Source organism: Methylobacterium sp. WL1 (assembly GCF_008000895.1).
Lineage (GTDB): Bacteria > Pseudomonadota > Alphaproteobacteria > Rhizobiales > Beijerinckiaceae > Methylobacterium.
This window is the reverse complement of sequence record NZ_CP042823.1, coordinates 1,693,093-1,714,915: the sequence shown is the minus strand read 5'-3', so window position 1 is coordinate 1,714,915 and position 21,823 is coordinate 1,693,093. Positions and strand designations below refer to the sequence as shown.

27 protein-coding genes and 1 pseudogene are annotated in these 21,823 nt (G+C 67.4%); 12 read left to right on the top strand and 16 right to left on the bottom strand.

Annotated features, from left to right (window positions below; genetic code table 11):
* Positions 1-104: 104 nt before the first annotated feature.
* The 5 genes from FVA80_RS08555 to FVA80_RS08540 form a co-directional block, all read right to left on the bottom strand.
* Complete coding sequence (locus FVA80_RS08555; RefSeq protein WP_147910231.1) at positions 105-548, bottom strand: DMT family transporter; 444 nt, start codon at positions 546-548, stop codon at positions 105-107.
* A gap of 135 nt (positions 549-683) precedes the next feature.
* Complete coding sequence (locus FVA80_RS08550; RefSeq protein ID WP_147910230.1) at positions 684-905, bottom strand: hypothetical protein; 222 nt, start codon at positions 903-905, stop codon at positions 684-686.
* Positions 906-966: 61 nt separating this feature from the next.
* On the bottom strand, positions 967-1,143 hold the full coding sequence (locus FVA80_RS30400) for a hypothetical protein (protein WP_187193625.1): 177 nt from the start codon (positions 1,141-1,143) through the stop codon (positions 967-969).
* Positions 1,144-1,264: 121 nt separating this feature from the next.
* The gene (locus FVA80_RS08545) at positions 1,265-1,675 is read right to left on the bottom strand and encodes a hypothetical protein (RefSeq protein WP_147910229.1); all 411 of its coding nucleotides are present in this window, start codon (positions 1,673-1,675) and stop codon (positions 1,265-1,267) included.
* A gap of 193 nt (positions 1,676-1,868) precedes the next feature.
* On the bottom strand, positions 1,869-2,312 hold the full coding sequence (locus FVA80_RS08540; protein ID WP_147910228.1) for a hypothetical protein: 444 nt from the start codon (positions 2,310-2,312) through the stop codon (positions 1,869-1,871).
* Positions 2,313-2,570: 258 nt separating this feature from the next.
* Between FVA80_RS08540 and FVA80_RS08535 the strand changes: the two genes are divergently transcribed.
* A complete protein-coding gene (locus FVA80_RS08535) occupies positions 2,571-3,080 on the top strand; it encodes a hypothetical protein (RefSeq protein WP_147910227.1) in 510 nt (169 codons plus the stop codon).
* Positions 3,077-3,523: a hypothetical protein gene (locus tag FVA80_RS08530; RefSeq protein WP_147910226.1), complete on the top strand. Its 447-nt coding sequence runs from the start codon at positions 3,077-3,079 to the stop codon at positions 3,521-3,523. The genes FVA80_RS08535 and FVA80_RS08530 overlap by 4 nt, the downstream gene beginning before the upstream one ends.
* Before the next feature lie 13 nt (positions 3,524-3,536).
* Here FVA80_RS08530 and FVA80_RS08525 read toward each other — a convergent pair whose 3' ends face one another.
* Positions 3,537-3,791: a hypothetical protein gene (locus tag FVA80_RS08525; protein ID WP_147910225.1), complete on the bottom strand. Its 255-nt coding sequence runs from the start codon at positions 3,789-3,791 to the stop codon at positions 3,537-3,539.
* Positions 3,792-3,883: 92 nt separating this feature from the next.
* Positions 3,884-4,150, bottom strand: a complete 267-nt coding sequence (locus tag FVA80_RS08520) for a hypothetical protein (protein WP_147910224.1) — start codon at positions 4,148-4,150, stop codon at positions 3,884-3,886.
* A 459-nt stretch (positions 4,151-4,609) separates the two neighbouring features.
* Here FVA80_RS08520 and FVA80_RS30395 point away from each other — a divergent pair, with 459 nt between their 5' ends.
* Positions 4,610-4,747, top strand: a complete 138-nt coding sequence (locus FVA80_RS30395) for a hypothetical protein (protein WP_187193624.1) — start codon at positions 4,610-4,612, stop codon at positions 4,745-4,747.
* A 42-nt stretch (positions 4,748-4,789) separates the two neighbouring features.
* On the opposite strand, the gene FVA80_RS08515 is transcribed toward FVA80_RS30395, so the two are convergent.
* On the bottom strand, positions 4,790-5,515 hold the full coding sequence (locus FVA80_RS08515; RefSeq protein ID WP_147910223.1) for a hypothetical protein: 726 nt from the start codon (positions 5,513-5,515) through the stop codon (positions 4,790-4,792).
* Between the two features lie 171 nt (positions 5,516-5,686).
* Between FVA80_RS08515 and FVA80_RS08510 the strand changes: the two genes are divergently transcribed.
* Together FVA80_RS08510 and FVA80_RS08505 are read left to right on the top strand one after the other, a co-directional pair.
* Positions 5,687-6,466, top strand: a complete 780-nt coding sequence (locus FVA80_RS08510; RefSeq protein WP_147910222.1) for an SDR family oxidoreductase — start codon at positions 5,687-5,689, stop codon at positions 6,464-6,466.
* 1,001 nt (positions 6,467-7,467) lie between these two features.
* The gene (locus tag FVA80_RS08505; protein WP_147910221.1) at positions 7,468-8,256 is read left to right on the top strand and encodes a class II aldolase/adducin family protein; all 789 of its coding nucleotides are present in this window, start codon (positions 7,468-7,470) and stop codon (positions 8,254-8,256) included.
* Positions 8,257-8,467: 211 nt separating this feature from the next.
* On the opposite strand, the gene FVA80_RS08500 is transcribed toward FVA80_RS08505, so the two are convergent.
* Entirely contained in the window at positions 8,468-9,367 is a 900-nt protein-coding gene (locus tag FVA80_RS08500; protein ID WP_147910220.1) for a LysR family transcriptional regulator, read from the bottom strand.
* 155 nt (positions 9,368-9,522) lie between these two features.
* On the opposite strand from FVA80_RS08500, the gene FVA80_RS08495 reads away from it, so the two are divergent.
* Both FVA80_RS08495 and FVA80_RS08490 read left to right on the top strand, forming a co-directional pair.
* A complete protein-coding gene (locus FVA80_RS08495; RefSeq protein ID WP_147910235.1) occupies positions 9,523-11,667 on the top strand; it encodes a malate synthase G in 2,145 nt (714 codons plus the stop codon).
* Positions 11,668-12,603: 936 nt separating this feature from the next.
* A pseudogene (locus tag FVA80_RS08490) lies at positions 12,604-13,676 on the top strand (IS630 family transposase).
* A 730-nt stretch (positions 13,677-14,406) separates the two neighbouring features.
* Here the strand turns inward: FVA80_RS08490 and FVA80_RS08480 are convergent.
* Positions 14,407-14,628 (bottom strand): hypothetical protein, encoded by a 222-nt coding sequence (locus FVA80_RS08480; RefSeq protein ID WP_147910958.1) that lies wholly within the window; start codon positions 14,626-14,628, stop codon positions 14,407-14,409.
* A gap of 258 nt (positions 14,629-14,886) precedes the next feature.
* On the opposite strand from FVA80_RS08480, the gene FVA80_RS08475 reads away from it, so the two are divergent.
* From FVA80_RS08475 to FVA80_RS08465, 3 genes are all read left to right on the top strand, one after another.
* Positions 14,887-15,156: a hypothetical protein gene (locus FVA80_RS08475; RefSeq protein WP_147910959.1), complete on the top strand. Its 270-nt coding sequence runs from the start codon at positions 14,887-14,889 to the stop codon at positions 15,154-15,156.
* A 232-nt stretch (positions 15,157-15,388) separates the two neighbouring features.
* Complete coding sequence (locus FVA80_RS08470; RefSeq protein WP_147910960.1) at positions 15,389-15,532, top strand: transposase; 144 nt, start codon at positions 15,389-15,391, stop codon at positions 15,530-15,532.
* A gap of 78 nt (positions 15,533-15,610) precedes the next feature.
* On the top strand, positions 15,611-15,847 hold the full coding sequence (locus tag FVA80_RS08465) for a hypothetical protein (RefSeq protein WP_147910961.1): 237 nt from the start codon (positions 15,611-15,613) through the stop codon (positions 15,845-15,847).
* 300 nt (positions 15,848-16,147) lie between these two features.
* Here the strand turns inward: FVA80_RS08465 and FVA80_RS08460 are convergent, their stop codons facing one another.
* The 6 genes from FVA80_RS08460 to FVA80_RS30390 form a co-directional block, all read right to left on the bottom strand.
* On the bottom strand, positions 16,148-16,417 hold the full coding sequence (locus FVA80_RS08460) for a hypothetical protein (protein ID WP_246692321.1): 270 nt from the start codon (positions 16,415-16,417) through the stop codon (positions 16,148-16,150).
* The gene (locus FVA80_RS08455; protein ID WP_147910971.1) at positions 16,375-17,982 is read right to left on the bottom strand and encodes an IS66 family transposase; all 1,608 of its coding nucleotides are present in this window, start codon (positions 17,980-17,982) and stop codon (positions 16,375-16,377) included. Before FVA80_RS08455 ends, FVA80_RS08460 begins: the two co-directional genes overlap by 43 nt.
* A gap of 111 nt (positions 17,983-18,093) precedes the next feature.
* Positions 18,094-18,441 carry an IS66 family insertion sequence element accessory protein TnpB gene (gene tnpB / locus FVA80_RS08450; protein ID WP_091928781.1) on the bottom strand — a complete coding sequence of 116 codons (348 nt, stop codon included), beginning with the start codon at positions 18,439-18,441 and terminating at the stop codon, positions 18,094-18,096.
* Positions 18,438-18,851: a transposase gene (locus tag FVA80_RS08445; RefSeq protein ID WP_147941957.1), complete on the bottom strand. Its 414-nt coding sequence runs from the start codon at positions 18,849-18,851 to the stop codon at positions 18,438-18,440. The genes tnpB and FVA80_RS08445 overlap by 4 nt, the downstream gene beginning before the upstream one ends.
* 44 nt (positions 18,852-18,895) lie before the next feature.
* Positions 18,896-19,135 (bottom strand): hypothetical protein, encoded by a 240-nt coding sequence (locus tag FVA80_RS08440; protein ID WP_147911028.1) that lies wholly within the window; start codon positions 19,133-19,135, stop codon positions 18,896-18,898.
* Between the two features lie 769 nt (positions 19,136-19,904).
* The gene (locus FVA80_RS30390; protein ID WP_187193623.1) at positions 19,905-20,081 is read right to left on the bottom strand and encodes a hypothetical protein; all 177 of its coding nucleotides are present in this window, start codon (positions 20,079-20,081) and stop codon (positions 19,905-19,907) included.
* Positions 20,082-20,365: 284 nt separating this feature from the next.
* On the opposite strand from FVA80_RS30390, the gene FVA80_RS08430 reads away from it, so the two are divergent.
* Positions 20,366-20,626, top strand: coding sequence for a hypothetical protein (locus tag FVA80_RS08430; RefSeq protein ID WP_147911055.1), 261 nt, complete (start codon positions 20,366-20,368; stop codon positions 20,624-20,626).
* A 99-nt stretch (positions 20,627-20,725) separates the two neighbouring features.
* Positions 20,726-21,796: a hypothetical protein gene (locus tag FVA80_RS08425; RefSeq protein ID WP_187193706.1), complete on the top strand. Its 1,071-nt coding sequence runs from the start codon at positions 20,726-20,728 to the stop codon at positions 21,794-21,796.
* Positions 21,797-21,823: the final 27 nt, after the last annotated feature.

Sequence of the window (21,823 nt, the reverse complement as noted above, 5' to 3'; positions counted from 1 at the left end):
AGCAGACCACCCGTCAGCATCGCGCTCTCCTTGAACTCTCCGAAGGGCAACCCCGTGCGGAGCGGGACCGTTCCGGCATGCCGGCGGTGCAGTCGGCCCCGTTGTCAGAAGGTTGCAACCAGCGCCACACCGGCGACCATCAGGACGCCGCCGAGGATGCGCCACAGGCCGGCGGGATGCGTCTCGAAGCCGACCCAGCCGAAATGGTCCAGTACGATCGAGGTGATCACACCAGAGGTGACGAGAAGGCCGAGGAACGGTGCGGCCCCGATCTGCCGCGCCACGATGAATTGCGCCAGGATGATGCAGCCGCCCAGGATCCCACCGAACCACGCCCACCAGGGCATCGCCATCACCTGATCCGCCGTGGGCCAGGTGAGCCTGCCGGAGAGGAGGCCGACCACGAGGATGCAGGTGGCAGTCCCGGCCGCCACCACGAGCCCCGCTGTCAGCGATTCGGCAAGCCCTTTGGAGAGCGCCCCGTTCTGCCCCGCCTGGACGGCATTGGCGACGCCCGCCAGCAAAACGAAGCCGTACAGGTACCACATGGTTGAGATCCCGATCTGTGACGGCACAGGTTGGCGACACGGTCGGGGCCGTGGCGGCGCACAACCGAGGTCGGTGACCTCTCATACTGCCGCGACAACCACGCGGAGATGGTCCGACGGGGTGTCGGATGCCTGTCAGAGCACCCCGTCCGTCTGCGTTCCGGCGGTATCCATGCGGTCGGCCAGATCCTGGACGACCTCGTGGACGAGGGGCGGCCAGGGCACGTTGCTGTCCTGAAGGAGGCGCGCCGCACCCACCAGCGCGGCGAGTTGATAGCCCGAGATCGCCCGCCCCATGATCTGAGAAGCCAGCATCTGCTCCGCCAGAGCCGTCGAGAGGCGCAGAACCTCCGGCATCCGAGCTGTCCGGGGATCGCATTCTGGGCTGGAATGCGCGTCGGGGTCCCTGTCGGTCATGTCAGCCCCCCTTCGCTTCGTAGCCGCGCGCCACCTGGATGAATACGGGTTCGGCGTCAGGCATGTTCCATCGCCGATCGACGGCGTTGCCCGATGACATGACAATCGGGTTCATCGAAAGCAGATATTTCAGACTGTTCGGCGTTGTCAGGGCGAGGACCGATGATCGATCGGTCACCGGCCCGGTCGGCGCGGCCTCTCTCGGCGGTGACCCAACGAGGGGCGACGGTGGGCGCCCGCCGAAGCGGGGAGGGCGGGGCCGGCCCGCCCTCCCCGGGCCTCGGGGAGACCGATGCGCGCTATTTGGTGATCCGCACCGAGACCGGATCGCTGCCGGGAAAGCTCTCTTCCAGCGCCTCGTCGAGCCGCTCCTCCATCCGATCCGCCTGGTTCGCGGCGAGACCCCGGTCCGCAGCCGGGAATCCGGCCGTAAGCGTGGTCGAACGCCGGCGCGCCGTCGACCGGAACACGTCGTAGACGAGCAGGCCGAGCCCGGCGGCGATCAGCAGGGCCGGCACGGGGTTGACCCGCACGTCGGCGACGAAACGCTCGACCGCCTCGCCGGCGGCCTGCCCGGACCGCTTCAGGTCGCCGAGATCCCGGGGGATGCCCGGACCTTGAAGGCGGGATTGCAGATCGCCCAGCGTGCGATCCAGGCGCCCGCGGCTCGCTTCCACGTCCTGCTCGAGTTCGTCCGCCGCGTTGGTCATGGGTCCTGTACTCCGGTGGGGCATCGTCCCGCGGTGCCGGTTTCCGGCCCTCGGTACGATGCGAAATCGAAACTCTCAGGCCTCGTCCCGGAGCGGATGTCCAGGACGATCCGCGAGACCCTGCGCATCTCTGCTGATCTGCCGTCCCATCCGGGTCCGCCGCCTACCGGGATCCGCGCTCCGCGACGCGGCCCTACAGGTCCGGCGTCGGCAGGACGTCGACCGGGACCAGGGCCCGCGAGCGCGGCACCGGCCGGATCCCGGGCGGGTTGATCAGCCGATAGAGCGCGACGCCGGCCAGCATGGCGGCGGCCGCGGTCAGGACGGGCCGGCGCCGGGCGGCTGCCCGGACCGCGTCGTACATCTCGCCGAAGGAGCGGCGGGACATGTCCTCGGCCAACCCGTCGACACCGAGAGCGGCCTGCTCGAAGAAGGCTTTCACATGCGGCAGCCCATCGAAGCCCGCGCCCGAATCCCGGATGGCATCGCCGACATCGGAGACGACCCGGACCGCATCGGCCCGCCGCTTACCGGCATAGTCGTGTGCTTGATCGCGCAGGGCGTCTGCGAACCCACGCGCCGGGTCCCGGTCCGGCCCGGAGGAGGTCGGACCTCGATCCTGGGCACTGTTCCGCATCAAGCTGTTCTCCGGCAGGAATCACGTCTGAAGGGAAGCCGGCAGCAGCCCATCCAGTTCCGCGAGCGACCGGGGGAGCGTCGGCCTTTCCGGTGTCGCGGAGCCGGCCGGCGCGGTCCATCCAACCCACGCGAATTCCAGCACCGGGCGCAGCCTATGTTAACAAACCCTCACCCTGCCGACTTGATTTTTAATGGTTTGTTAATCATTGCGCTTCGTTTAATCACCCAACGTCTACAGGCAGGGAGAGGGCGCCCCGTGAGCGAGCTGCAGCGGCTTTTGAACGATCCGCGCTTCCGCACCGCCGACAAATCGAAGCGCGAGCCGGGCGCAGCCCCGGAAGCCAATCTCGGCAACGTCCTGCGGGTGGTGTCGTCGCTGAACGAGCAGGCCCCGTTGCCGACACCGCAATCGTCGCCGCAGGATTGGGACGCGCTGATCCACCGGGTGCAGGCCGCGGCCCGGCAAGCGCGGGAAGTCGAGGCCCAGGCTCGGGAGCGCGAGGAGCGCATCGAGCACGTGCTGGAGCGGGTCCGCGACGACATCAATGCATCGAACGAACGGGCCCGCATCGCCGAAGTTCAGGCGCGGGAAGCGCAGGTTCGTGCGGAAGCGCAGGTCATCGCCGCCGAAGAGCGCGCCAAGGCGGCCGAGGCGCGAGCCCGGGCGGCGGAGGATCGCGCGCGTCACGCCGAGGAGTGGCTGGCCCGCGTCCAGGACGCGATCATGTCCGAATTCTCCGACCTGACCGATCAGGCCGCCGCATGAGCAGCAGCCCGGCCCGAGCGCAAGCGGTCCCCCCGGAAGTCGAGCCGGTGGACCGGGTGGTCGCGCTGTTCTCCGGACCCGACGCCGCCGCGTCCGCGGAGGACGAGGATTGGTCGGCCTCGCTGCTGGCCGTCCGGGGCGTCGCGGCTCGGGTCCGCGAGATGCAGAAGCGCGCGCGGGACTCCGCCCGAGACGCGCAGCGCTCGGTCCGCGAGGCGGATGCGGCGGCGCGGGCGGCCGAGGACCGGGCCCGCCATGCCGAGGCGACGATGCGCGAGGCGGTTGCCCGCGCGGAGCGGGCCGAGGAACAGGTCCGCTTGGCGGCCGAGCGGGCCGACCGGGCGGAAGCCCGCGCGACGGAGGCGCATATGTGGCTGCGACGCATGCACGAATGCATGGTCAGCGAGTTCGGCACGCTCGCCGCGGACCCGCCCCGGCCCTGACGCGCCGCCGCGGTCAAGCGACCTCCGGAGCCGCCACGACGTCGACCGCGTGCGGTGTCCAGGCGTAGGGCGCGGTATGGCCGTGATACCCGGCGATCTCGAGTTGCAGGATCCGGATGCACTCGGCCGATAGCTCCGTCAGGATGTCGTAGCCCTCCTCGTCCACCGCGGACCGGACCGTCACGAACGGCCGGTGATCGTCGTAGGTGACGAGGACTTCCTGTTCGGCATACGGATCGAGCGGGTTAATACAATAATGGGCCGGCATCCGCCTTCGCTCCTGAGATGATGTTACGCAGGATGCCTCTAGTTCCTGGTTGTAACAGCCCGATGAAGAGTGCCGACCGCCCCGCCACACGGTCACAATCCGAGCAGGGCGCCCGGGCCGGACGCGATTGGGCAAGGTGCAATTGGGAGAGGCCCGGAAAACTCGGCCCGGAGGGCGGCGAGCGCCGCGCGGATCGCCAGCGTCACAGATCGGGGCGCGCTCGCGGCCTGGGCGCGCAGCTGAAGCTGCTGCAGCTCGTGCCGGAGGACCCGCCGCCCGGGATCGCCGGGGAGCCCGTAATCCGCGGTGAGCAGACTCAACAGCTGCCGGCCGAACGGATCCGCAAGAAGGGCCGCCATCAATCCATCCCGATGCAATACAGAAACATGCCAATAGCGGCCTATGCTCTATCGCTCAGTATAAACCGCTGATTGGCGACTCCATAGCCGGAATGATAGGCGTAGATTACTGACTTGCGTACCCCCCACGCAGGCCAGTACCGGCGAGGCGGGAGGGGGAGCCTTGCTCGCCCGCCTCGCCGGTACCCCCGGCTCCCGGTCGTCGCCGATGCGCCCGCCGCTCCCGCTATAAGCGGCCGACCGCCCAACAGACGCCCCGACCCGGAACGATTCCCTATCCTTACGGGACCGCGCGCTCCTGCGAGGCGCCGGCCGCCCAGTCTGTGCGCAACGGGTATCGATCCCGGCGACATGCTGAATCCACCTCAAAACGACCATTCATTTTAAGGGCAAAACAATATTTTTCGGCGATGATTGCTGCATCCGGGCAATTCTAAGCTGTCCAGCGAGCAGGCCACCGTGACCCTCAGTCTCGTTCTCAGTATCACCGCCCCGCTGCTGACCGGCGTCGGCGCCCTGCTCTGGGCTGGGTTCGTAGCCCCGTGCCTTGGCGAGGTGCCGGAAGCGGGCGGGCGCCGCGACCTGCGGACCTGGTAGCGCGCACCTCACTTTTCGGGGACGGGGCGGGGAGGGGGCCGCTCACGGCATGCGTCGGATCCCGGTGATGTTCTCCGGCGAAAGGTCGGCCGCCAGACTCCGGTGCGGCGGAGTTGCGGCGGCCCGCACCCGGGTCGGCGGCGTCCTGCCGTGGTCGGCCGCACTTGGGGCCATCGCAGCCTCCCGGTCCGGCCAATCCTCGAGCTTCAGATGCCGGGCCGGCTTCTGATCGCCGCAGCCGTCGCAGACCGAGACCAGCCACGATTGCCAGAGGCCATCGGTCTTATCCTGTGCCGAGCGCGCCTGCTCGCGTTGCGCGGAGGCCAGCGGCAGAGTGTCGAGGTCGGCTTGCTGCTTGGGCGGCGCCAGGGTCCGGAGTTCGTCGAGCTGGACGTCGCGTTTGGCCGGCACGCCGGCCTCCGGTCCGGATCCGGGCGACGCGTTGGGCAAGGAGGCAGGCGAGGCGCTGGGCAAGGGCTCGGCCAAGGAGCCGGTGGTGCCGGGATCGGGCCGGCAGCCGATGCAGATCCGGGTGCTGATCGCGTCGTCCGCGACCTGGCGCGGGGTCCGGCGCGCGATCGGCCGGATCTCGGCCGGGCTGGCGTCCCGGCTCGGCGGTTTGGTCTGTCCCACCGCGGTGGTGTTCGGCACTTTCTCGGTCGAGAGCGGGCCTCCGCCGGTCCCGGTGACGTCCGGCTGCGCGCAGGCCAGTCCGGCCGAGAGCGCCCAGAGCGCAAACCCGGCCAAAGGAATCCGAAGCACGATCATGGGCACCTCCATGAGAGACCAATCCCACAGGTTGCATCGGGTTCGATAAGTCTTTCGGCGGATCGGCACGCCCGGTCCCGCATACGCCCCGCCCCGGGTGCCGGCGGCAACGGGCGCGCGTTACCATCCCGCAAAGGTCCTCGCCGGGAGGACCGGTTCTCGGAGGCATCCATGGATCTCGGGTTGAGCGGGCGCCGGGCGCTCGTATGCGCGGCCAGCAAGGGTCTCGGCCGGGGCTGCGCCCTGGCGCTCGCCCGCGAGGGCGTCGCCGTGACGATCACCGCCCGCACCGCGGAGACCCTGGAGGCGACCGCCGAGGCCATCCGCCGGGAAACCGGCGCCGCCGTGACCGTGGTGGTGGGCGACATCGCCACCGAGGCCGGCCGGGCCGCCGCGCTCGCCGCCTGCCCGGAGCCCGACATCCTGGTCAACAATGCCGGCGGCCCGCCCCCGGGGGATTTTCGCGACTGGGACCGCGACGCCTGGATCCGGGCGCTCGACGCCAACATGCTGGCGCCGATCGCCCTCATCCAGGCTACCGTCGACGGCATGATCGGGCGCAGGTTCGGCCGGATCGTGAACATCACCTCCGGGGCCGTGAAGGCGCCGATCGCGCATCTCGGCCTGTCCAACGGCGCCCGCTCGGGGCTGACCGGCTTCGTGGCCGGCCTCGCCCGCCAGACGGTGCGGCACAACGTGACGATCAACAACCTCCTGCCCGGCCCGTTCGACACCGACCGGATCCGCAGCAACGCCGCCGCCGGCGCCGCCAAGGCCGGCACCAGCGTGGAGGCGTTCCTCGAAGCCCGGGCGCGCGACAACCCCGCGGGCCGCTTCGGCCAGCCGGACGAGTTCGGCGCCGCCTGCGCGTTCCTGTGCAGCCGCCACGCCGGGTTCATCACCGGCCAGAACTTGCTGATGGACGGCGGAGCATATCCCGGGACGTTGTGAACGCCTGTCCGGCCGGCCCATCCCACCCATCCCGTCATCTCTCCCTCATCCTGAGACGCCCGCGTCAGCGGGCTTCGAAGGAGCCTCAAGCCGACCGCGCTATTCCCGGAGCCCTCCTTCGAGACCTCCGCTCCGCTTCGGTCCCTCAGGATGAGGGGGATGGTCTGCGACGGTGCGGGGCTCGACGGCTTTCGACACACCGCATCGGCCCCGCGCGGAAAACACCGCCGGGGGCATGGCCTAAAAAACCCAGGCGCAACCGGGGTGACGCGGGACGCCGCGAAGCCCGAACGCAACGTTGCACAAAGCCGGCTCCCCGGCGTCCCGCGGACAGGTGGCGCCGCCGCCGATAGGCTGATCGCACCACCCCATCCGTCTTTTACGTCTGGTGTTCGTCACGCGGGAACGCGCCTGCGCTAAGATCCGACCCGAGGTGCTCATCGCCCCTCAGCACTTCCGAGCGAGCCTTCGTCGCACGCCCACTCGTAGTGGAGAGCGCTGCAGAACCGCCGCACCGCCCAGGCCAGGGTCGCCAGGACAGGGTCGCCGCGGGCCTCTGAACGACCGGAGGAATTTTTTCCGCCGACCGCCGCCCAGCCCGAGTCGGGGGGTGTCGCGTTCCCGCGCCCGAGGCTGCCGCAGCCGACGGCAGACGCGGGCCCCGTCCCACAGCCGCCGATCCGGCGGCTAACCGGGCCGGCGGCTGTGGGACGTCTCACGACATATCGCGGCAGGCGGTAAGACCATGAGCACAAGATAGGAATAATATAAAAAAATCGCGGAGTAAAGGGCTCCCAAAAGGCAAGTCCTTTGGCGGGGTTCGGGGAAGGAGCCCCTGATCATGGGGCTATGCCCCACACCCGGGCTCCGCCCTGGATCCGCACAAGGTCCCGGACCTTGTGCGGATCCAGGACTCCAGCGATCGGCCCCGATGCATTGCCGGCCGCCGGCCCCTGGTGCACCCTGTCGGCGATGCCGCCCAGCGAGCCAGGAGCCGTCGCATGATCGAAGCCGCCCATTCGAGCGCCCCGGACCCCGCAGCCGACCCCGCCGCGGTCGAGGCGATGCGTTTCGACCTGGCTGCGGCCTACCGGCTGATCCACCGGCTCGGCCTTGACGACAGCATCTACACCCACATCTCGGCGCGGCTGCCGGGAGAGGGGCATCGGTTCCTGATCAACCCCTACGGGATGCGCTTCGAGGAGGTGACGCCGCACAACCTCGTCACCGTCGATATCGACGGGCGCGTGCTCGAGGATCCGATGGGGCTGGGCATCAACCCCGCCGGCTTCACGATCCACAGCGCCATCCACGCCGCGCGCCACGACGCGATCTGCGTGCTGCACACCCACACGGTCGCGGGCGTCGCGGTGTCGTGCCAGGAGGAGGGGCTGCTCGCCCTGAACCAGTGGTCGATGCAGTTCGCCGGCCGGCTCGCCTATCACGCCTACGAGGGCATCGCCCTCGACCTCGACGAGCGGGCGCGGCTGGTGGCCGACCTCGGCGACAAGCCCGTCATGGTGTTGCGCAACCACGGGCTGCTGACCTGCGGCCGCTCGGTCGGCGAGGCGTTTAAGCTGATGCACAACCTGGAGCGCTCGTGCCGGGCGCAGCTGGCCATCCAGGCGGCCGGGGCCCCGATCACCCGGCCCTCCGCCGCCATCGCGGCCAAGACCGCCGGGCAATACGCAGCCGGCTACGATCGCGTCGCCGTCCAGGGCGCGCCCGACAACGAGTGGGCAGCGTTCAAGCGGATGCTGGCCCGCACCGATCCCGATTGCGCTCAGTGAGCCGGCTACGGATGGCGGAGGTTTTGGGGCGTGGGGCGTTGTCGTCTGGAACACGGGCGGCGCTCTCCGGCCCCTTGTGGCTACGGGTTACACCGGTTTCCACCGGAGCCGTGATCATGCCGTAGGCGCAGAGGGCGCAGGTTCCCATCCCCGTGCGGGAGAGGGGACCTGCGCCAAATCCTTTACCCGCCGGTGAGCCGGGCAGGGCGCCTCACGGCTCCGGCCAGGCAGCGCTCGACCGGTAGGTGCGCTTCAGGAAATCGAGGAACGCCCGGGTCTTGGCTGGGACGAAGGCCCGGCTCGGATAGACCGCGTAGATGCCGGCCTGCGCGGCAGCCGTGTAGGCCGGCAGCACCACCTCCAGCAGGCCGCTGCGCAATTCCGCGTGCACGTCCCAGGTGGAGCGCAGGGCGATGCCCAGCCCGCCGATCACCGCCTCGCGCACGACCTCGTTGGAATGGGTGCGCAGCGGCCCGGCGGCGCCGACCGTGCAGGGCCCGTTCGGTCCGACCAGCCGCCACGGGTTCTGGTTCTCGGTGGCGAGGCAGACATGGCCGCGCAGGTCGTCGAGGCTGGCCGGGCGCCCGGCCGCGTCGAGGTAGCTCGGGCGTGCGCACAACACGCGCCGCACCGGGGCGAGGCGCAACGCGGTCAGCCCGGAACTCTCCAGGGCGCCGACCCGGATCGCGAGATCGTAGCCGCGCTCCACGATGGGCTCGAAATCGTCGCTCAGCTCCAGGTTCAGGACGATCTCGGGATGGAGCGTGAAGAAGGCCCGCAGGTGCGGGACGATGTGCAGCCGCCCGAACGAGGTCGGCGCCGTCACCCGCAGGGTGCCCCGGGCCCGTGAGGCCCGCTGCGACACCAGGGTCTCGGCCTCCGCGATGGAATCGACGATCGGGGCGATCCGCTGGAAGAACTCCTGGCCGACATCGGTGGGGACGACCCGCCGGGTGGTCCGGTGCAGCAGCCGCACCGCCAGCCGCTCCTCCAGCCGCTTCAGGCGCTTCGAGACCACCGCCACCGACAGGCCGAGTTCGGCCCCGGCCTGGGTGAGGCTGCCGGCCCGGACCACCCGGGCGAAGATCTCCAGGTCGCTGTGGTCGTGCATCGGGTGGGATCCGCATTCTCAACGCCGCGGAAAGAATCAAATCCCTTTTGGCGCCTTTTTCGCCGGAGCCAAGGGTCCTATCGCTGGGGCGTCAAAGATTCTTCACGCGCCGCTCAAGTTTTTCTGACATGCGCGCGCCAGTCCAGGGGATCGCCATGTCGGGCCTCGTCGTCGCCGAAGACCTCCGCCGCTTCGTGTCCGAGGAGGCGCTGCCCGGGACGGGCGTGGACGCGGACCGGTTCTGGTCGGGCTTCGCGGCGATCCTCCGGGATCTCGCGCCGCGCAACCGGGCGCTCCTCGACCGGCGCGACGCGCTCCAGGCCGACATCGATACCTGGCATCGCGACCGAAGGGGCCAGCCGCACGATCCGGCGGCCTACGCGGCGTTCCTGGCGCAGATCGGCTACCTGCAGCCGGAGCCGGAAGCCGTGCGGGTCACCACCGCGGACGTGGATGCGGAGATCGCTGGGATCGCCGGCCCGCAGCTCGTGGTACCGATCTCGAACGCGCGCTACGCCCTCAATGCCGCCAACGCCCGCTGGGGCAGCCTCTACGACGCGCTCTACGGCACCGACGCGATCCCGCGGGACGGCGACCTCGCCCCGGGCCAGGGCTTCAACCCGGCCCGCGGGGCGGCCGTGGTCGCCCGGACCAGGGCGTTCCTGGACGCCGCCGCGCCGCTGACCGCCGGCGCCTGGGCCGAGGCCACCGGCTTCGCGGTGACGGCGGGACGCCTCGCGGTGGATCTCGGCGGCCGGACGGCTGGGCTGGCGGACGAGGCCGCGCTGGCGGGCTATACCGGTGCCGCGCAGGCGCCTGACGCCATTCTGCTGCGCCATCACGGGCTGCACATCGAGATCCGGCTCGACCGGACCAGCCCGATCGGCCGCACCGATCCGGCCGGCATCGCCGACGTGGTGCTCGAATCCGCCCTCTCGACCATCATGGACATGGAGGATTCGGTTGCCGCCGTGGACACCGCCGACAAGGTCGCGGTGTACCGGAGCTGGCTCGGCCTGATGCGCGGCGACCTCGTCGCGCATCTGCCCAAGGGCGGCCACACCATCGCGCGGCGGCTTGCCGAGGACCGGACCTACACGGCCCCCGACGGCGGCGGCCTGAGCCTGCCGGGCCGGTCGCTGATGCTGGTGCGCCATGTCGGGCATCACATGGTCACGGACTCCGTGAAGCTGGACGGCGCCGAGATCCCCGAGACGATGCTGGACGCGGCGATTACCGCGCTGATCGCGCTCCACGATCTCAAGGGCACCGGCCCGCTCCGCAACAGTCGGGCAGGCTCGGTCTACATGGTCAAGCCGAAGCTGCACGGGCCCGACGAAGTGGCGTTCGCGGCGGAGCTTTTCGGCCAGGTCGAGACGCTGCTGGGGCTGGCGCCGCGGACCCTGAAGATCGGCGTGATGGACGAGGAGCGGCGCACCAGCGCGAACCTCCGGGCCTCGATCGCCGCCGCGGCCGACCGCCTGTTCTTCATCAACACCGGCTTCCTCGACCGGACCGGCGACGAGATCCACACCACGATGGAGGCCGGCCCCGTGGTCCGCAAGGACGCCATGAAGGCCACCGCCTGGATCCGGGCCTATGAGGACGGCAACGTGGATGCCGGGCTGGCCTGCGGGCTGCCGGACCACGCCCAGATCGGCAAGGGCATGTGGGCCGCCCCCGACCGGATGGCGGCGATGCTGGCCGCGAAGGGCGACCAGCCGGAGGCTGGCGCAAACACCGCCTGGGTCCCGTCCCCGACGGCGGCCACGCTCCACGCGCTCCACTACCACCGGACCGAGGTGCGCGCCCGCCAGGCGGAACTCCGCGGCCGGGCGCCCGCGACCCGCGCCGCCATGCTGACCCTGCCGCTGGCCACGGAGCCGTTCCCGCCCGAGGCCGTCCGGGAGGAGCTTGACAACAACTGCCAGGGCATCCTCGGCTACGTGGTCCGCTGGATCGACCAGGGCGTCGGCTGCTCGAAGGTGCCCGACATCCACGATGTCGGGCTGATGGAGGACCGCGCCACCCTGCGCATCTCCAGCCAGCACATCGCCAACTGGCTCCGGCACGGGATCGTGGACCGCGTGCAGGTCGCCGAGGCCCTGCGCCGGATGTCCGGTATCGTCGACCGCCAGAACGCCGGCGATCCGTCCTACCGGCCGATGGGACCGGATTTCGACGGGCCGGCCTTCCAAGCCGCGGAGGCCCTGATTTTCGAGGGTGCGGCCCAGCCGAACGGCTACACCGAGTTCGTCCTGCACCGCTACCGCCGGGCGGCGAAGCGCCGGGGCGCGTGACGCGCGCCGTCCCGGGCTTGCGCGGAGGAGCCTCGGCCGGGTCTCAGCGACGCTTGCGCGTCGCGAACCGTCACCGGGATCCGCATCGGTTCTGACCGGTAGCGCAGGGGCGGGCGCCTCCCAGACGGACGAGGCCACGCGCTCGGATGGCCCGACGCGCGCGGATCGGCCAGAGTGAACTGGAGGCTAGACCCGGGGGGGAAGGCGGCCAGAGGCGGCCCAGCGGCGGCTCCGTTCCATCGAGACATCCACGTGTGTAGTGTCCGGAAGTCAACGCCGGGCCTCCTGGGGCTTCCTGCGCGATTTGGGGGCGAAAGTGTCAAGCTCGCGTCAGCTGTTGCCGTTGGGTTCAGGCTCTGTCCGCATTTCTGTCCACCGACCGAGGAGTGGCAGCCGTCAATAAGTCCAGACAGTACCTCAGCCTCGGCCGCGGTAATCTTCCCCTCGCTATATCTAAATGCGAGACTCAGCGGCTTGGCCTTATCGCTTCGTCAGCGGCCACAGCCTCGACCTCGCAGCCCTCGTGAGCGCCTCTCCAGCTTCCACGATGGCGGATCGGTCTCAGCCACAGGTGAAGGGGTTTCGGACGTTGCTGGCGGCCGCCATCATGGGAGCCCATCCAACCCCACCCTGAGCTTCAGCCGCTTGGCCCCGTTCGACCTGCGTGCTGATGCCGCGAGGCGTTTGCGGTCCGGCTGCTACGTTTCTTGCAACAGCGTTTGGCGCCTCGTCGTTGTGGCAGTGATTGAGCGCTCGCTTGAGGCTGCAGCCCGCCTATGTCTCCTACCCCCTTAAACCCAGATCCGTCTGACCCGCCTAACGAACAAGGCTCGACAGTCTGGATGTTGGCACTCGCCACCGCGCTCCTCAGCCTCGTAGTGCACTGACGCGGTCAGAGGATTCACACGGGGGGGGGGATGCATGCGTGTCTGGGCGATGGCTCAGGCCGTCTGCGTGCTCCTCGACGACGCCACCAAGTTGACTTTGTCCACGATCGCCGGAGACCGATCCCGCCCCCTTAAGCACATCCTGCGGGCACGCATCGTCCTGCTCTCGTTCGAACGCTTGAGCGTGCGGGACGTGGCTCGGCAGGCCGGCGTCACAGCCGGCCCGCGGTCTGGCGCTGGCAGCAGCGCTTTGCCGAGGAGGGTGTTGAGGGCCTGCTGCGGGACAAGACCCGCCCACCCGGCACCCCGCCGCATTCCACCCGCACAGTGGCGAAGGTGCTGGCGCTGACGTGTTCGGAACTGCCGGACGAGGTCACGCACTGGACCGGCCGCGCCGTCGCTGCGCGGACCGGCATCTCACTTCGCTCCATGCAGCGGATCTGGCAGGAGCACCGCCTGCAACCGCATCGGGTGCGGACCTTCAAGCGCTCCCACGACCCGGCCTTCGCCGAGAAAGTCGAGGATGTGGTCGGTCTCTATATGCAACCGCCCGCCCACGCCGTCGTGCTGTCCATCGACGAAAAGTCCCAGATCCAGGCCCTGGAGCGAACCCGTCCCGACCAGCCGCTCGGACCCGGGCATCCCGCTGCTCAGACGCACGACGACACCCGCCACGGCACCACGACCTTGTTTGCCGCCCTCGACGTCCTGGAAGGCACCGTGCTCGGCCGCTGCATGCAGCGCCATCGCCACGGTGAGGTCATCCGTTTCCTCAACACCGTCGAGGCGGCAGTCCCAGCGGGCAAGGCGATCCACGTGGTGCTCGACAACTACGGCAGCCACAAGCACCCGAAGGTGCGCGCCTGGCTCACCCGCCACCCGCGATGGACGTTCCACGTCACACCGACTTCGGCTTCCTGGCTCAATGCCGTCGAGGGCTTCTTCTCCACGCTGACGCGCCGTCGCCTCCGGCGAGGCACCTTCACCGGCATCGTCGACCTGCAGGCCGCCATCAAACGCTACATCGGTGAGCACAACCAAAGCCCACGACCCTTCGTCTGGACCAAGCCCGCCGCCGCCATCTTCGACGCCCTCAATCGAGCCCCTGAACCATCCGTCTGAGTCAGTGCACTAGCTCACGGTCGAGCTGACGAGGTACTGCACACCATGTCCAAATTGCATCCCCGTGCCCGAGGTCATCTCAGCTCGTTCACCGCCAGAGACGCAGTTCGCCGAGAACACGCAGATCAGGTCAACCAAGATCTCGACGCCGAGAAACAGGTGCTGGGCGAGCGGACCGCGCAGCTACGTGCCGCTCGATTGGTTCAGAAGTGCATCGAGCCCGCCGCATCGTAAAGCTGCAGAGGTCATTTTTCCCGAAGAGAATGGTGAGGGCCCGGCGTGCGATTGCGGAAGGCACTGTGGATTTGCGGTAGCAAGGACTGACGCAACAGCCGCCTATAGGTACACTCTCCGGCGATGCATAAGCTCGCGCCCAGCAGTCTCTCTCGGCTCCGAACCCTCGCGGCGACCGGACCGCGGTTCTATCAGATCAACGTCTACATGCGGCGCCTTGAAACGCTGGGATTGGTAGTGGGCACTGGTCGAGCGCGGCCGGCAGAAGACAGCGCCGAGTACGAAATCACCGCATCAGGACGCCAGGAATTGATCGAACGATATGGAGCCTCATAGTCGGCGTTCTCGCGAAGAGATAGCCTACGCACCCCGCCATCCGTGATCAGATCACAAGCTCAAGCCGGCCAAAGAAGACTATACAGATCTGCGCATCAGCAAAATCAAAAACGATTAGTTAAAATCTATTCGCAACCAAGTACTAGAAAATAAACTTCTGTCACGCCGCATCGGACATATTTGTTCTAATTTTTGACTGCTGAACGCAATTTGCTGTCATCTGTCCCAGGTAGAGCAACAAAACATCAATCATCACTGTCAAATCGCCATCATCAATATCGAAGATAGTTTCCCGTAGATCGATTGCCTGAAGAACGGCACGATCCAGCACGATCGCTCTATCAATCCTCATGAAGTCAGCAGACGCGCGATCTGTATCCATAGCCCTACCCTCAAAACTCACTTATGATGTGAAGGCAAAGTTAACAGTTAGTTAACAGACTCGCTCATGAGTTGCATTAAATGAACTACAACCATGATCGGTTGTTGCTGCTCATGCCCAGTTCTGGATTTGCGCCTCAGGGTGGGTACGAAGCGCCCCAATTCCGGGATGGACTCAATGGGAAGGGCCGAGCAAAGGTGCTTCACGGTATCTTGAATTCATGCGCGATCTGACCGATCGATGGCGTGTTGCGCGATTATGGACACGCTTGATCCCAGTCTCGCCGACCACGCCTCTATCCTGGAACGGGTTGCTCGCGCACTCGATGCGCCGGTCGCCGAGTTCATAGACGAGCGGTCTGTCGACGAAGGGGACGACCTTCTCGCCCTCGTGCGCCTCTGGTCAAAGATCGAGGACAACCAGGGTCGTCGTCGTGTCCTGGATGTGGCGCGGCAGGAAGCAAAACGTGGCAGCCACAAGAGGCGCGCCGAGCAGCTTTCAACCAAGATCCGGCAGACCCGCTTCTGACCGCATGGCCTGCCGGTAGCACCTATCGTAGCTCGGCCGGATATCATCCAGTCCCGGCAGCCTATGCAGACGCCGGTGAGATAGACGACCTCCCCCGCCGGCCCGTGATCAGATCGGGCGACGGGGCCGAGCCGGCGAGTACGCCATCAAGGGGGTACGCGTCCGGTGAGGACCGCCTTGTGTGATGGTCGGGTCGGGTTGAGGTCATAGGAGTAATCCTAGGACTTTGAGCATGACGCGGTCGGGCATCGAACTGGTGAGGTCGAAGCGGCGGCGAAGCTGGACGCGGGCGGTGAAAGAGCGGCTTGTGGTTGCCTCGTTCGAGCCGGGCGTGTCGGCCTCGGATGTCGCTCGCGAAGCAGCCGTGAAGAAATGAAGCCGAGGCTATATGCCGAGGATCGAAGCCCTCTGTAGGGTTCGCCGTTCGAGCAAGGGCAATGGTGGATCGCCTCACATGACAGACGACAACGAAAGCCTTCCGTTCCTCCCAGCGGAGTGGCGGCGATCGGCCGAGGCCATCGCGCACGCGATGGGGTTTGCACCGCCTGCCCAGGCCAGCGAAGCCGAATGGGACGTCATTCTGCGCAACGTCAAAGAGGCAGCGCGGCTCCGCGGGATCATCGACCCGCCGATCGGCTGGCAGGAAGCGTTGGCGCGCAAATTCGGGCGCGGACAACAGGGCGGCGGGTAGTGAACGACGATTGGATTCCCCCGAGAAGCCGCCTTGGCCGCGCCTCGGAACCCCGGGTTCTCTTCTGACGCACAGCAGTTGGCGCCGGAGCTTTAGCAGCGGCTGCCGGCTTCCGTCGAGGCGCGGGCGCGGATGCGCGGAGTCGATCTGCCAGTTGGTTGGTGCGCAGAACTGGCCGAACAGATGGGTCGGACAGGGCTCGACTCGCACGAAGCCCCGGAAACTGAGCGACGTCAGCCAAAGCCTTACTCATCGAAGATTACGCGGAGGCGTATTCATCCGGCGTGGGCCGCGGGGGTCCTATTTCGGCGCGCTGCGGTGGACTTCGATGAGGTTACGGAGACTTTCGATACCAAAGTCTGAGAAGGCCATGGTTCCGTCAGGGTACTGCGGATCGTAGACCCAGATCAGCCCGTCTTCGGGCTCCAGATCGGTAGCGATATCGGCGAGCCAGTCCGCATCTTCGCCGAGCTCCCTTGCGACGAGCGCCAAGGTCCTGACGGCATGGACCTTGTTGATGTGCATCGTCAGGCTGCGATTGCCGTGGTCGACGGCGGGGACCAGTTCCACGGCAGCAGGTCGTCGAGTCGATGGATCGGATGCCCGGCGATGCGGGCCAGCACGTCGGCGAGCCAGACCTGTGGGTCGACATCGTTAAGCCTTGCCGTCTGGATCAGCGTCACTATTGCGGCGGCACGCTCGGCGCCGCGGCTGGAGCCTGCAAACAGCCATGCTTTTCGACCGAGGGCAAAACCTCTGAGCGCCCGCTCGGCGGCATTATTCGTGAGGCAAACCCGCCCGTCGTCGAGGAATGAGGTAAACCTGTCCCAGCGCCTGAGCATATAGTCGATCGGCTTGGCGACGGTCGCCGAGCGCGAGAGCCTGATGCGCTGCTCACCAAGCCAGGTGCGCAGGTCCTCGACGAGCGGGCGGCTCCGCTCCTGTCGGACCTGGCGACGCGCGTCGGCGCTCAGACCGTTGATCTCGCGCTCGATGGCGAAGAGCACGTCGATGCGCGTAACCGCCTCCAGGGCGATCGGTGACACAGGCGCGGCGCCAGGGCTACGCCGCGCGCTCGCGGCGATGTCGGCGAGTTCGAAGAAGCCGCGACGGGCATGGGACCAACACAGCGCCGACGTGACCCGTCCGCTCGGACGCGCGGGATCATAGAGCCCGTTGTAGCCGCCATAGGCGTCGGCCTGGAGGATGCCGGACCATGCCGCGAGGTGCGCGTCCGGATGCTCGTGCCGCCGGTCGCGCGAGGCGAAGTAGAGCGCCGCCGGCGGATCGGCGCCGCCAAAGGGCCTGTCGTCGCGGACATAGGTCCAGATCCGGCCCGTATCGGTTTTGCCTTTGGCCAGGATCGGCACTGTGGTGTCGTCGGCGTGCAGCCTTTCGGCCGTCATCACGTGCCTGGCGATCCGCTCATGCAACGGCGCCAGCGCTGCCGTTGCCGCGCCAACCTGGTCGGCGAGCGTCGAGACGGAGAGTTCGATGCCTTCGCGGCCGTAGCGCTCGCTTTGGCGGTTCAGTGGTTGATGTTGACCGAACTTCTCAAACAGCACCATGGCCAGCAGGTTCGGCCCGACGAAGCCGCGTGGGGTCACATGGAAGGGCGCCGGCGGTTGCGAGATGGCCTCGCACGCGCGGCAGGTGAACTTCTCCCGGACCGTCTGGATCACCTTCCACTGGCGTGGGATCACCTCCAGGGTCTCGGTGACGTCCTCGCCGAGCTTCGACAGCTTCATGGAGCCGCAGCACGGGCACGACGAAGGCGCTGCGATCACGACCCGCTCGCGCGGAAGATGTTCCGGGAACGCCTTGCGTGATGGACGGCGGCGTAGCGCCGGAGCCGGCAACGAGGCCTGCAGCGCCGCAGCCTCTGCCGAGAGTTCGTCCTCCGTAGCCTTGGCCTCCAGCTCCTCAAGCTGCAGTTCCATTTGGTCGATGAGCCGCGCCGTGCGCTCCGATCGCTGGCCGTAGAGCTCGCGCCTGAGCTTCTGGATCATCAGCTTGAGGTGGGCGATCATCGCTTCGGTGGAGGACGCCGCGGCCTTTGCCTTCAGCGCTTCGGCGACGGCGTGGGACGCTGCAGTCTGTGCCTCGATCCTGGCCTGGCGCTCGCTGAGGATCATCGCATGAGCCGCCGCCAGATTGGCGGGAAGCGAGGGCGAAGTCGGCGATGAAGGGGCGGCGCTCACGACGGTGAGGGAATCACATCCTCCTGCAAACGCAAGCAAAAAGGCCTATCCGATCACCGTCGGACGCCAGGTCTCCACCGGATTGCGCCAGTCGATCCCGGAGAGCAGATAACCCATCTGTGCGGGCGTGATCGCGACGACCCCGTCGGCTGGCGAGGGCCATAGGAAGCGGCCCTTCTCAAGCCGTCGCACGTAGAGGCTCGCCGCCTGCCCGTCGTGCCAGATTACCTTCAAGAGATCGCCCCGGCGCCCGCGGAAGCAAAAGACGTGGCCGCCGAGCGGATCACGCTTCAACACCTCCTGCGCCAACAGCGCCAGTGAGGCGAACCCCTTCCGCATATCGGTGTGGCCAGTGGCAAGCCAGACCTTCACCCCAAGCGGAACCGGGATCATCGAAAGCCCTCAAGGCCCCGCGCCAACGCAAGCACCGCGTCGACCTCGACGCCGCCTTCGACGATGATCCGGCGCCCGGCGGACAGCACGATCTCAACCCGCGGCGACCGCTCCGGCCGCGATGTCGGATCCCGATCCCTGCTCGTGTCATCCAGCAGCGATGCCGGCACCGGTGCCGACAGCGGTGCCGGACTGGACGGCCCTGGATCCGACGCGACCGCCACAGCCAGGAAAGCGCCACAGGCCGGCCGCGCCTCCAGCCGTTCACGCCAGCGATAGATCTGCTGCGCCTGGATGCCGTGGCGCTTGGCCGTCGCGATCACGTTGCCGCTGGTCACGGACTCCGTCACGACAGCGCGCTTCTCTTGAGGACTCCAGCGGCGGCGCCGGACGTAGGTCGCATCGTCCATCCGAGCATCTCCAGCACCGATGCCAGCACCGATGCCGGATCAGATCACCGAAAAGCTGGACGCCGATAAACCTCCAAACAAGGCGGCCTTCGCCGGATGCGCACGAGGATGTCACCGTCCTCTGTGATGATCCAGGGCTGCACGTCTTCTGCGTCTATGACTTCAGCCGCTGCCGCGAGAGCTTGGCGCAGCGTTGGGAACTCGTGACCCTGCGCGACGTGCGCTGGGCCATGGCCAAGCCACACGGTCAGCGCGGCGCGCTTGTCGAGGTCGGCGCGCGTCATGCTCTGCTCTCGGCCGTTGCGGGAGCGAGAGTGCCTACCGCCGACATGCGGCGAGCGAGAGACAATCTGGTTAACGGTCGGTTTCGCTAGACAGGGATGCCCATGCAGCGGGTGTAGGAAGACGTGACGGCTATGTGCTCTGGTCGGAGATCGAGCATTGTTTGTTGCGTCGCACCAGATTAAGTGTGCGTTGCGGGATCGCGATGGCGTCGCAATTCTGCTGCCCTGAGAAGGGCGTTTCCTCCCTAGACTTTGGGCCGCTCCTTCAGGGGGGGCCTTTTCTTTGTCCGGGGCGGCTTCGGTACCCGGACCGAATGCCGACGGCAAGCAGGATGATGCCGATTGCGGCTGTCCTCTGCAGAAGCTTGAACGATATTGATCACGATGACGTTCAGCCCATGAACGATCGAACCGATCCGTCTGGAGCAAAACGCCATGTCGATTAAGACACTCGCTCTCGCCGCCGCGCTTTCTGTTGCAATGGCGGGAGTAGCACTCGCTCAAACCCCCGCCGGCGGAGGCAGCGCCGAAGGCAACATGAATAACCCGGGCAGCGTGAAGAGCCCGTCTCAAAAGCGGATGGGTGGACAGAGCGGCATGATGGGGCGGCGACACATGACCCGTCACCGGCGTCATCACATGCGCCGCTCCCGCATGTGATTTCATGGTTCAGCCCCGCAGCTGCGAAAACTGCGGGGCCCCTTCCCATCAGACTGGGCGACCGGCGATCTCCGCGGCTGTCCCGTCCGCGACCTGCGCCTCAAACTTGCTAGGCCAAGCCATCCTTGGCTGCCTTGTCTGGATCTTCAGGTTTGCTCTCGGCGTCTTGCACCACGTCTTTGCTCTCAGGCTCGCTCCCCGTCGTCGGGTCGGGCACATTGATGTTTCGGATCGGCACCGTCGGCGGTACGACGCTGATGCCATGAGGTTTATCGGTCTCGGTCATCGCTATGCCGTCCCTCAGTGACACCGGAACGTCGTGCGGACCAGATGACCCGCCCGGCATCATCCCTCAACGTCGCAGATCCTGCACGATTGGCAATCAGGCCCGCGAACCGGGCATCGGCATAGGCGATCGCCTCGGCATCCGTGCGCATCACGATCTGCTCGGCCGCAACCGAGAGACCACTGGCGCAACGCCGGTGGATGGAGCATTCGAGGTGGAACACAGCCATCTCAATGGGCAGGCAATACCCTTGCCAGAATGCACGGGTCGATCGGCGGCGATGCTTGTCCGGAGAAGCCCTGTTCCGTGAGATTGACCGCCTGCACGACGGCGACATGGTCGTGGTTTGCGAGAAGCTCAGCCCATGGCTGGGCGTCGTCTACGGCTCCGCGCTGCTCGGATGCCGGACCACGATCCTCACGCCGATCGAGCAGAGTTACACCGGCCCCTGCGAGCACGGCTGGTTCTGGCGCGCTACATCAGCCTCAGCAAAGATCAAAACTAGCGTCGTTTGCCCAGGCAATAAGCACCGCGACCGCTATTAACCATCGCGTAATGTTCGTTAATAACTCGTTGACGCGATACCGCTGTTTGTGAGGAAATACGTAGGCGGGTCGGTGCCCGCCACGTCTTTCGAGGTCATCATGGTTCGGGTCTCGGCGCTCAGGCTCACGCGTCGCCTGGGTACGCGCTCGCTGGGAAGCCTCGCAGTCTCACCCTTGGCCCTCCTCGCCGGTACGAGCTCCGCCAGCGCTCACGTGAAATGGTTCTGCGCCTACGACGTCGCCGGGCAGCCACGTGGCCTTGAGCAGGTGCTGTGCGCCAACTTCGAGTGGCTCGCTGGTCTGGCCATCCTGTGCCTGATGTTCGGGTGCTTGGCGGAGGGCACGCCGCTGGGCAGTGCCCTGCTCAACGCGCTGGATCGCGTGACCACCCGGATCCGCACCGACACCGAGCTGCTGGTCCGCGTCACGCTGGGCTTCTTCTTCGTCTCGCTGTGGGGGATGGGGGGCATCATCCTCACCCCAGAGCTCAAGACCGACGTCGCCTGGATCCCGTGGTTCCAGCTCGCGCTGGCCGCCTGCCTGATCTGGCGCCGGACCATGCCGCTCACCGGCCTGGGCATCGTCTTCCTGTTCAGCTTCGCCACCGCGCAGTACGGCATCTTCCACCTCGCCGACTACCCAGTGTTCCTCGGGGTGGCGGTCTACCTCGTCTGCCAAGGCCTCAACCTGAAGCCCTTCGGCCTGCGCCCGCTCGACATCGTGCGCTGGACCGCCGCCATCACGCTGATGTGGGCCTCAGTCGAGAAGTGGGCCTACCCGCAGTGGACCGATCCGCTGCTCGCCGCCAAGCCGCAGATGACCATGGGCGCCACCCCGGAACTGTTCATGCAGGCGGCCGGTGTCATCGAGTTCACCTTGGCCTTCGCGCTGCTCTGGACCCCACTGGTGCGACGCGCCGCGGCAATCATCCTGGCCGCGATCTTCGTCTCGGCGGTGTTCGAGTTCGGCAAGGTCGACGCGATCGGGCATTCCGGGATCATCGTCGTGCTGCTCGGCATCGCGGCCGACGACATGCGCACCGCAGTGCGGGTCCGCGACGTCACGTGGGCGCCGGCGTACTACGGCGGTGCGCTCGCGACCTTCCTGGCGCTGTACTACGTCGGTCACGAGGCCCTGTACGAAGGCCTCACCCGCTTGCCGGTGATCTGAGGCCGTCCGCTAGACGGAGCTTGGTCG

What these genes read in the sequence shown, in the direction of transcription:
- FVA80_RS08455 (WP_147910971.1), bottom strand. Translation starts at nt 17,982, where the DNA reads ATGATCCTCAGCGAGCGCCAGGCCAGGATCGAGGCACAGACTGCAGCG.
- FVA80_RS08555 (WP_147910231.1), bottom strand. Translation starts at nt 548, where the DNA reads ATGTGGTACCTGTACGGCTTCGTTTTGCTGGCGGGCGTCGCCAATGCC.
- FVA80_RS08525 (WP_147910225.1), bottom strand. Translation starts at nt 3,791, where the DNA reads ATGCCGGCCCATTATTGTATTAACCCGCTCGATCCGTATGCCGAACAG.
- FVA80_RS08530 (WP_147910226.1), top strand. Translation starts at nt 3,077, where the DNA reads ATGAGCAGCAGCCCGGCCCGAGCGCAAGCGGTCCCCCCGGAAGTCGAG.
- FVA80_RS08510 (WP_147910222.1), top strand. Translation starts at nt 5,687, where the DNA reads ATGGATCTCGGGTTGAGCGGGCGCCGGGCGCTCGTATGCGCGGCCAGC.
- FVA80_RS08515 (WP_147910223.1), bottom strand. Translation starts at nt 5,515, where the DNA reads ATGATCGTGCTTCGGATTCCTTTGGCCGGGTTTGCGCTCTGGGCGCTC.
- FVA80_RS08480 (WP_147910958.1), bottom strand. Translation starts at nt 14,628, where the DNA reads ATGGATACAGATCGCGCGTCTGCTGACTTCATGAGGATTGATAGAGCG.
- tnpB (WP_091928781.1), bottom strand. Translation starts at nt 18,441, where the DNA reads ATGATCCCGGTTCCGCTTGGGGTGAAGGTCTGGCTTGCCACTGGCCAC.
- FVA80_RS08465 (WP_147910961.1), top strand. Translation starts at nt 15,611, where the DNA reads ATGACAGACGACAACGAAAGCCTTCCGTTCCTCCCAGCGGAGTGGCGG.
- FVA80_RS30390 (WP_187193623.1), bottom strand. Translation starts at nt 20,081, where the DNA reads ATGACCGAGACCGATAAACCTCATGGCATCAGCGTCGTACCGCCGACG.
- FVA80_RS08470 (WP_147910960.1), top strand. Translation starts at nt 15,389, where the DNA reads ATGACGCGGTCGGGCATCGAACTGGTGAGGTCGAAGCGGCGGCGAAGC.
- FVA80_RS08425 (WP_187193706.1), top strand. Translation starts at nt 20,726, where the DNA reads ATGGTTCGGGTCTCGGCGCTCAGGCTCACGCGTCGCCTGGGTACGCGC.
- FVA80_RS08440 (WP_147911028.1), bottom strand. Translation starts at nt 19,135, where the DNA reads ATGACGCGCGCCGACCTCGACAAGCGCGCCGCGCTGACCGTGTGGCTT.
- FVA80_RS08495 (WP_147910235.1), top strand. Translation starts at nt 9,523, where the DNA reads ATGTCGGGCCTCGTCGTCGCCGAAGACCTCCGCCGCTTCGTGTCCGAG.
- FVA80_RS08505 (WP_147910221.1), top strand. Translation starts at nt 7,468, where the DNA reads ATGATCGAAGCCGCCCATTCGAGCGCCCCGGACCCCGCAGCCGACCCC.
- FVA80_RS08540 (WP_147910228.1), bottom strand. Translation starts at nt 2,312, where the DNA reads ATGCGGAACAGTGCCCAGGATCGAGGTCCGACCTCCTCCGGGCCGGAC.
- FVA80_RS08445 (WP_147941957.1), bottom strand. Translation starts at nt 18,851, where the DNA reads ATGGACGATGCGACCTACGTCCGGCGCCGCCGCTGGAGTCCTCAAGAG.
- FVA80_RS08520 (WP_147910224.1), bottom strand. Translation starts at nt 4,150, where the DNA reads ATGGCGGCCCTTCTTGCGGATCCGTTCGGCCGGCAGCTGTTGAGTCTG.
- FVA80_RS08545 (WP_147910229.1), bottom strand. Translation starts at nt 1,675, where the DNA reads ATGACCAACGCGGCGGACGAACTCGAGCAGGACGTGGAAGCGAGCCGC.
- FVA80_RS08500 (WP_147910220.1), bottom strand. Translation starts at nt 9,367, where the DNA reads ATGCACGACCACAGCGACCTGGAGATCTTCGCCCGGGTGGTCCGGGCC.
- FVA80_RS08550 (WP_147910230.1), bottom strand. Translation starts at nt 905, where the DNA reads ATGCCGGAGGTTCTGCGCCTCTCGACGGCTCTGGCGGAGCAGATGCTG.
- FVA80_RS08475 (WP_147910959.1), top strand. Translation starts at nt 14,887, where the DNA reads ATGGACACGCTTGATCCCAGTCTCGCCGACCACGCCTCTATCCTGGAA.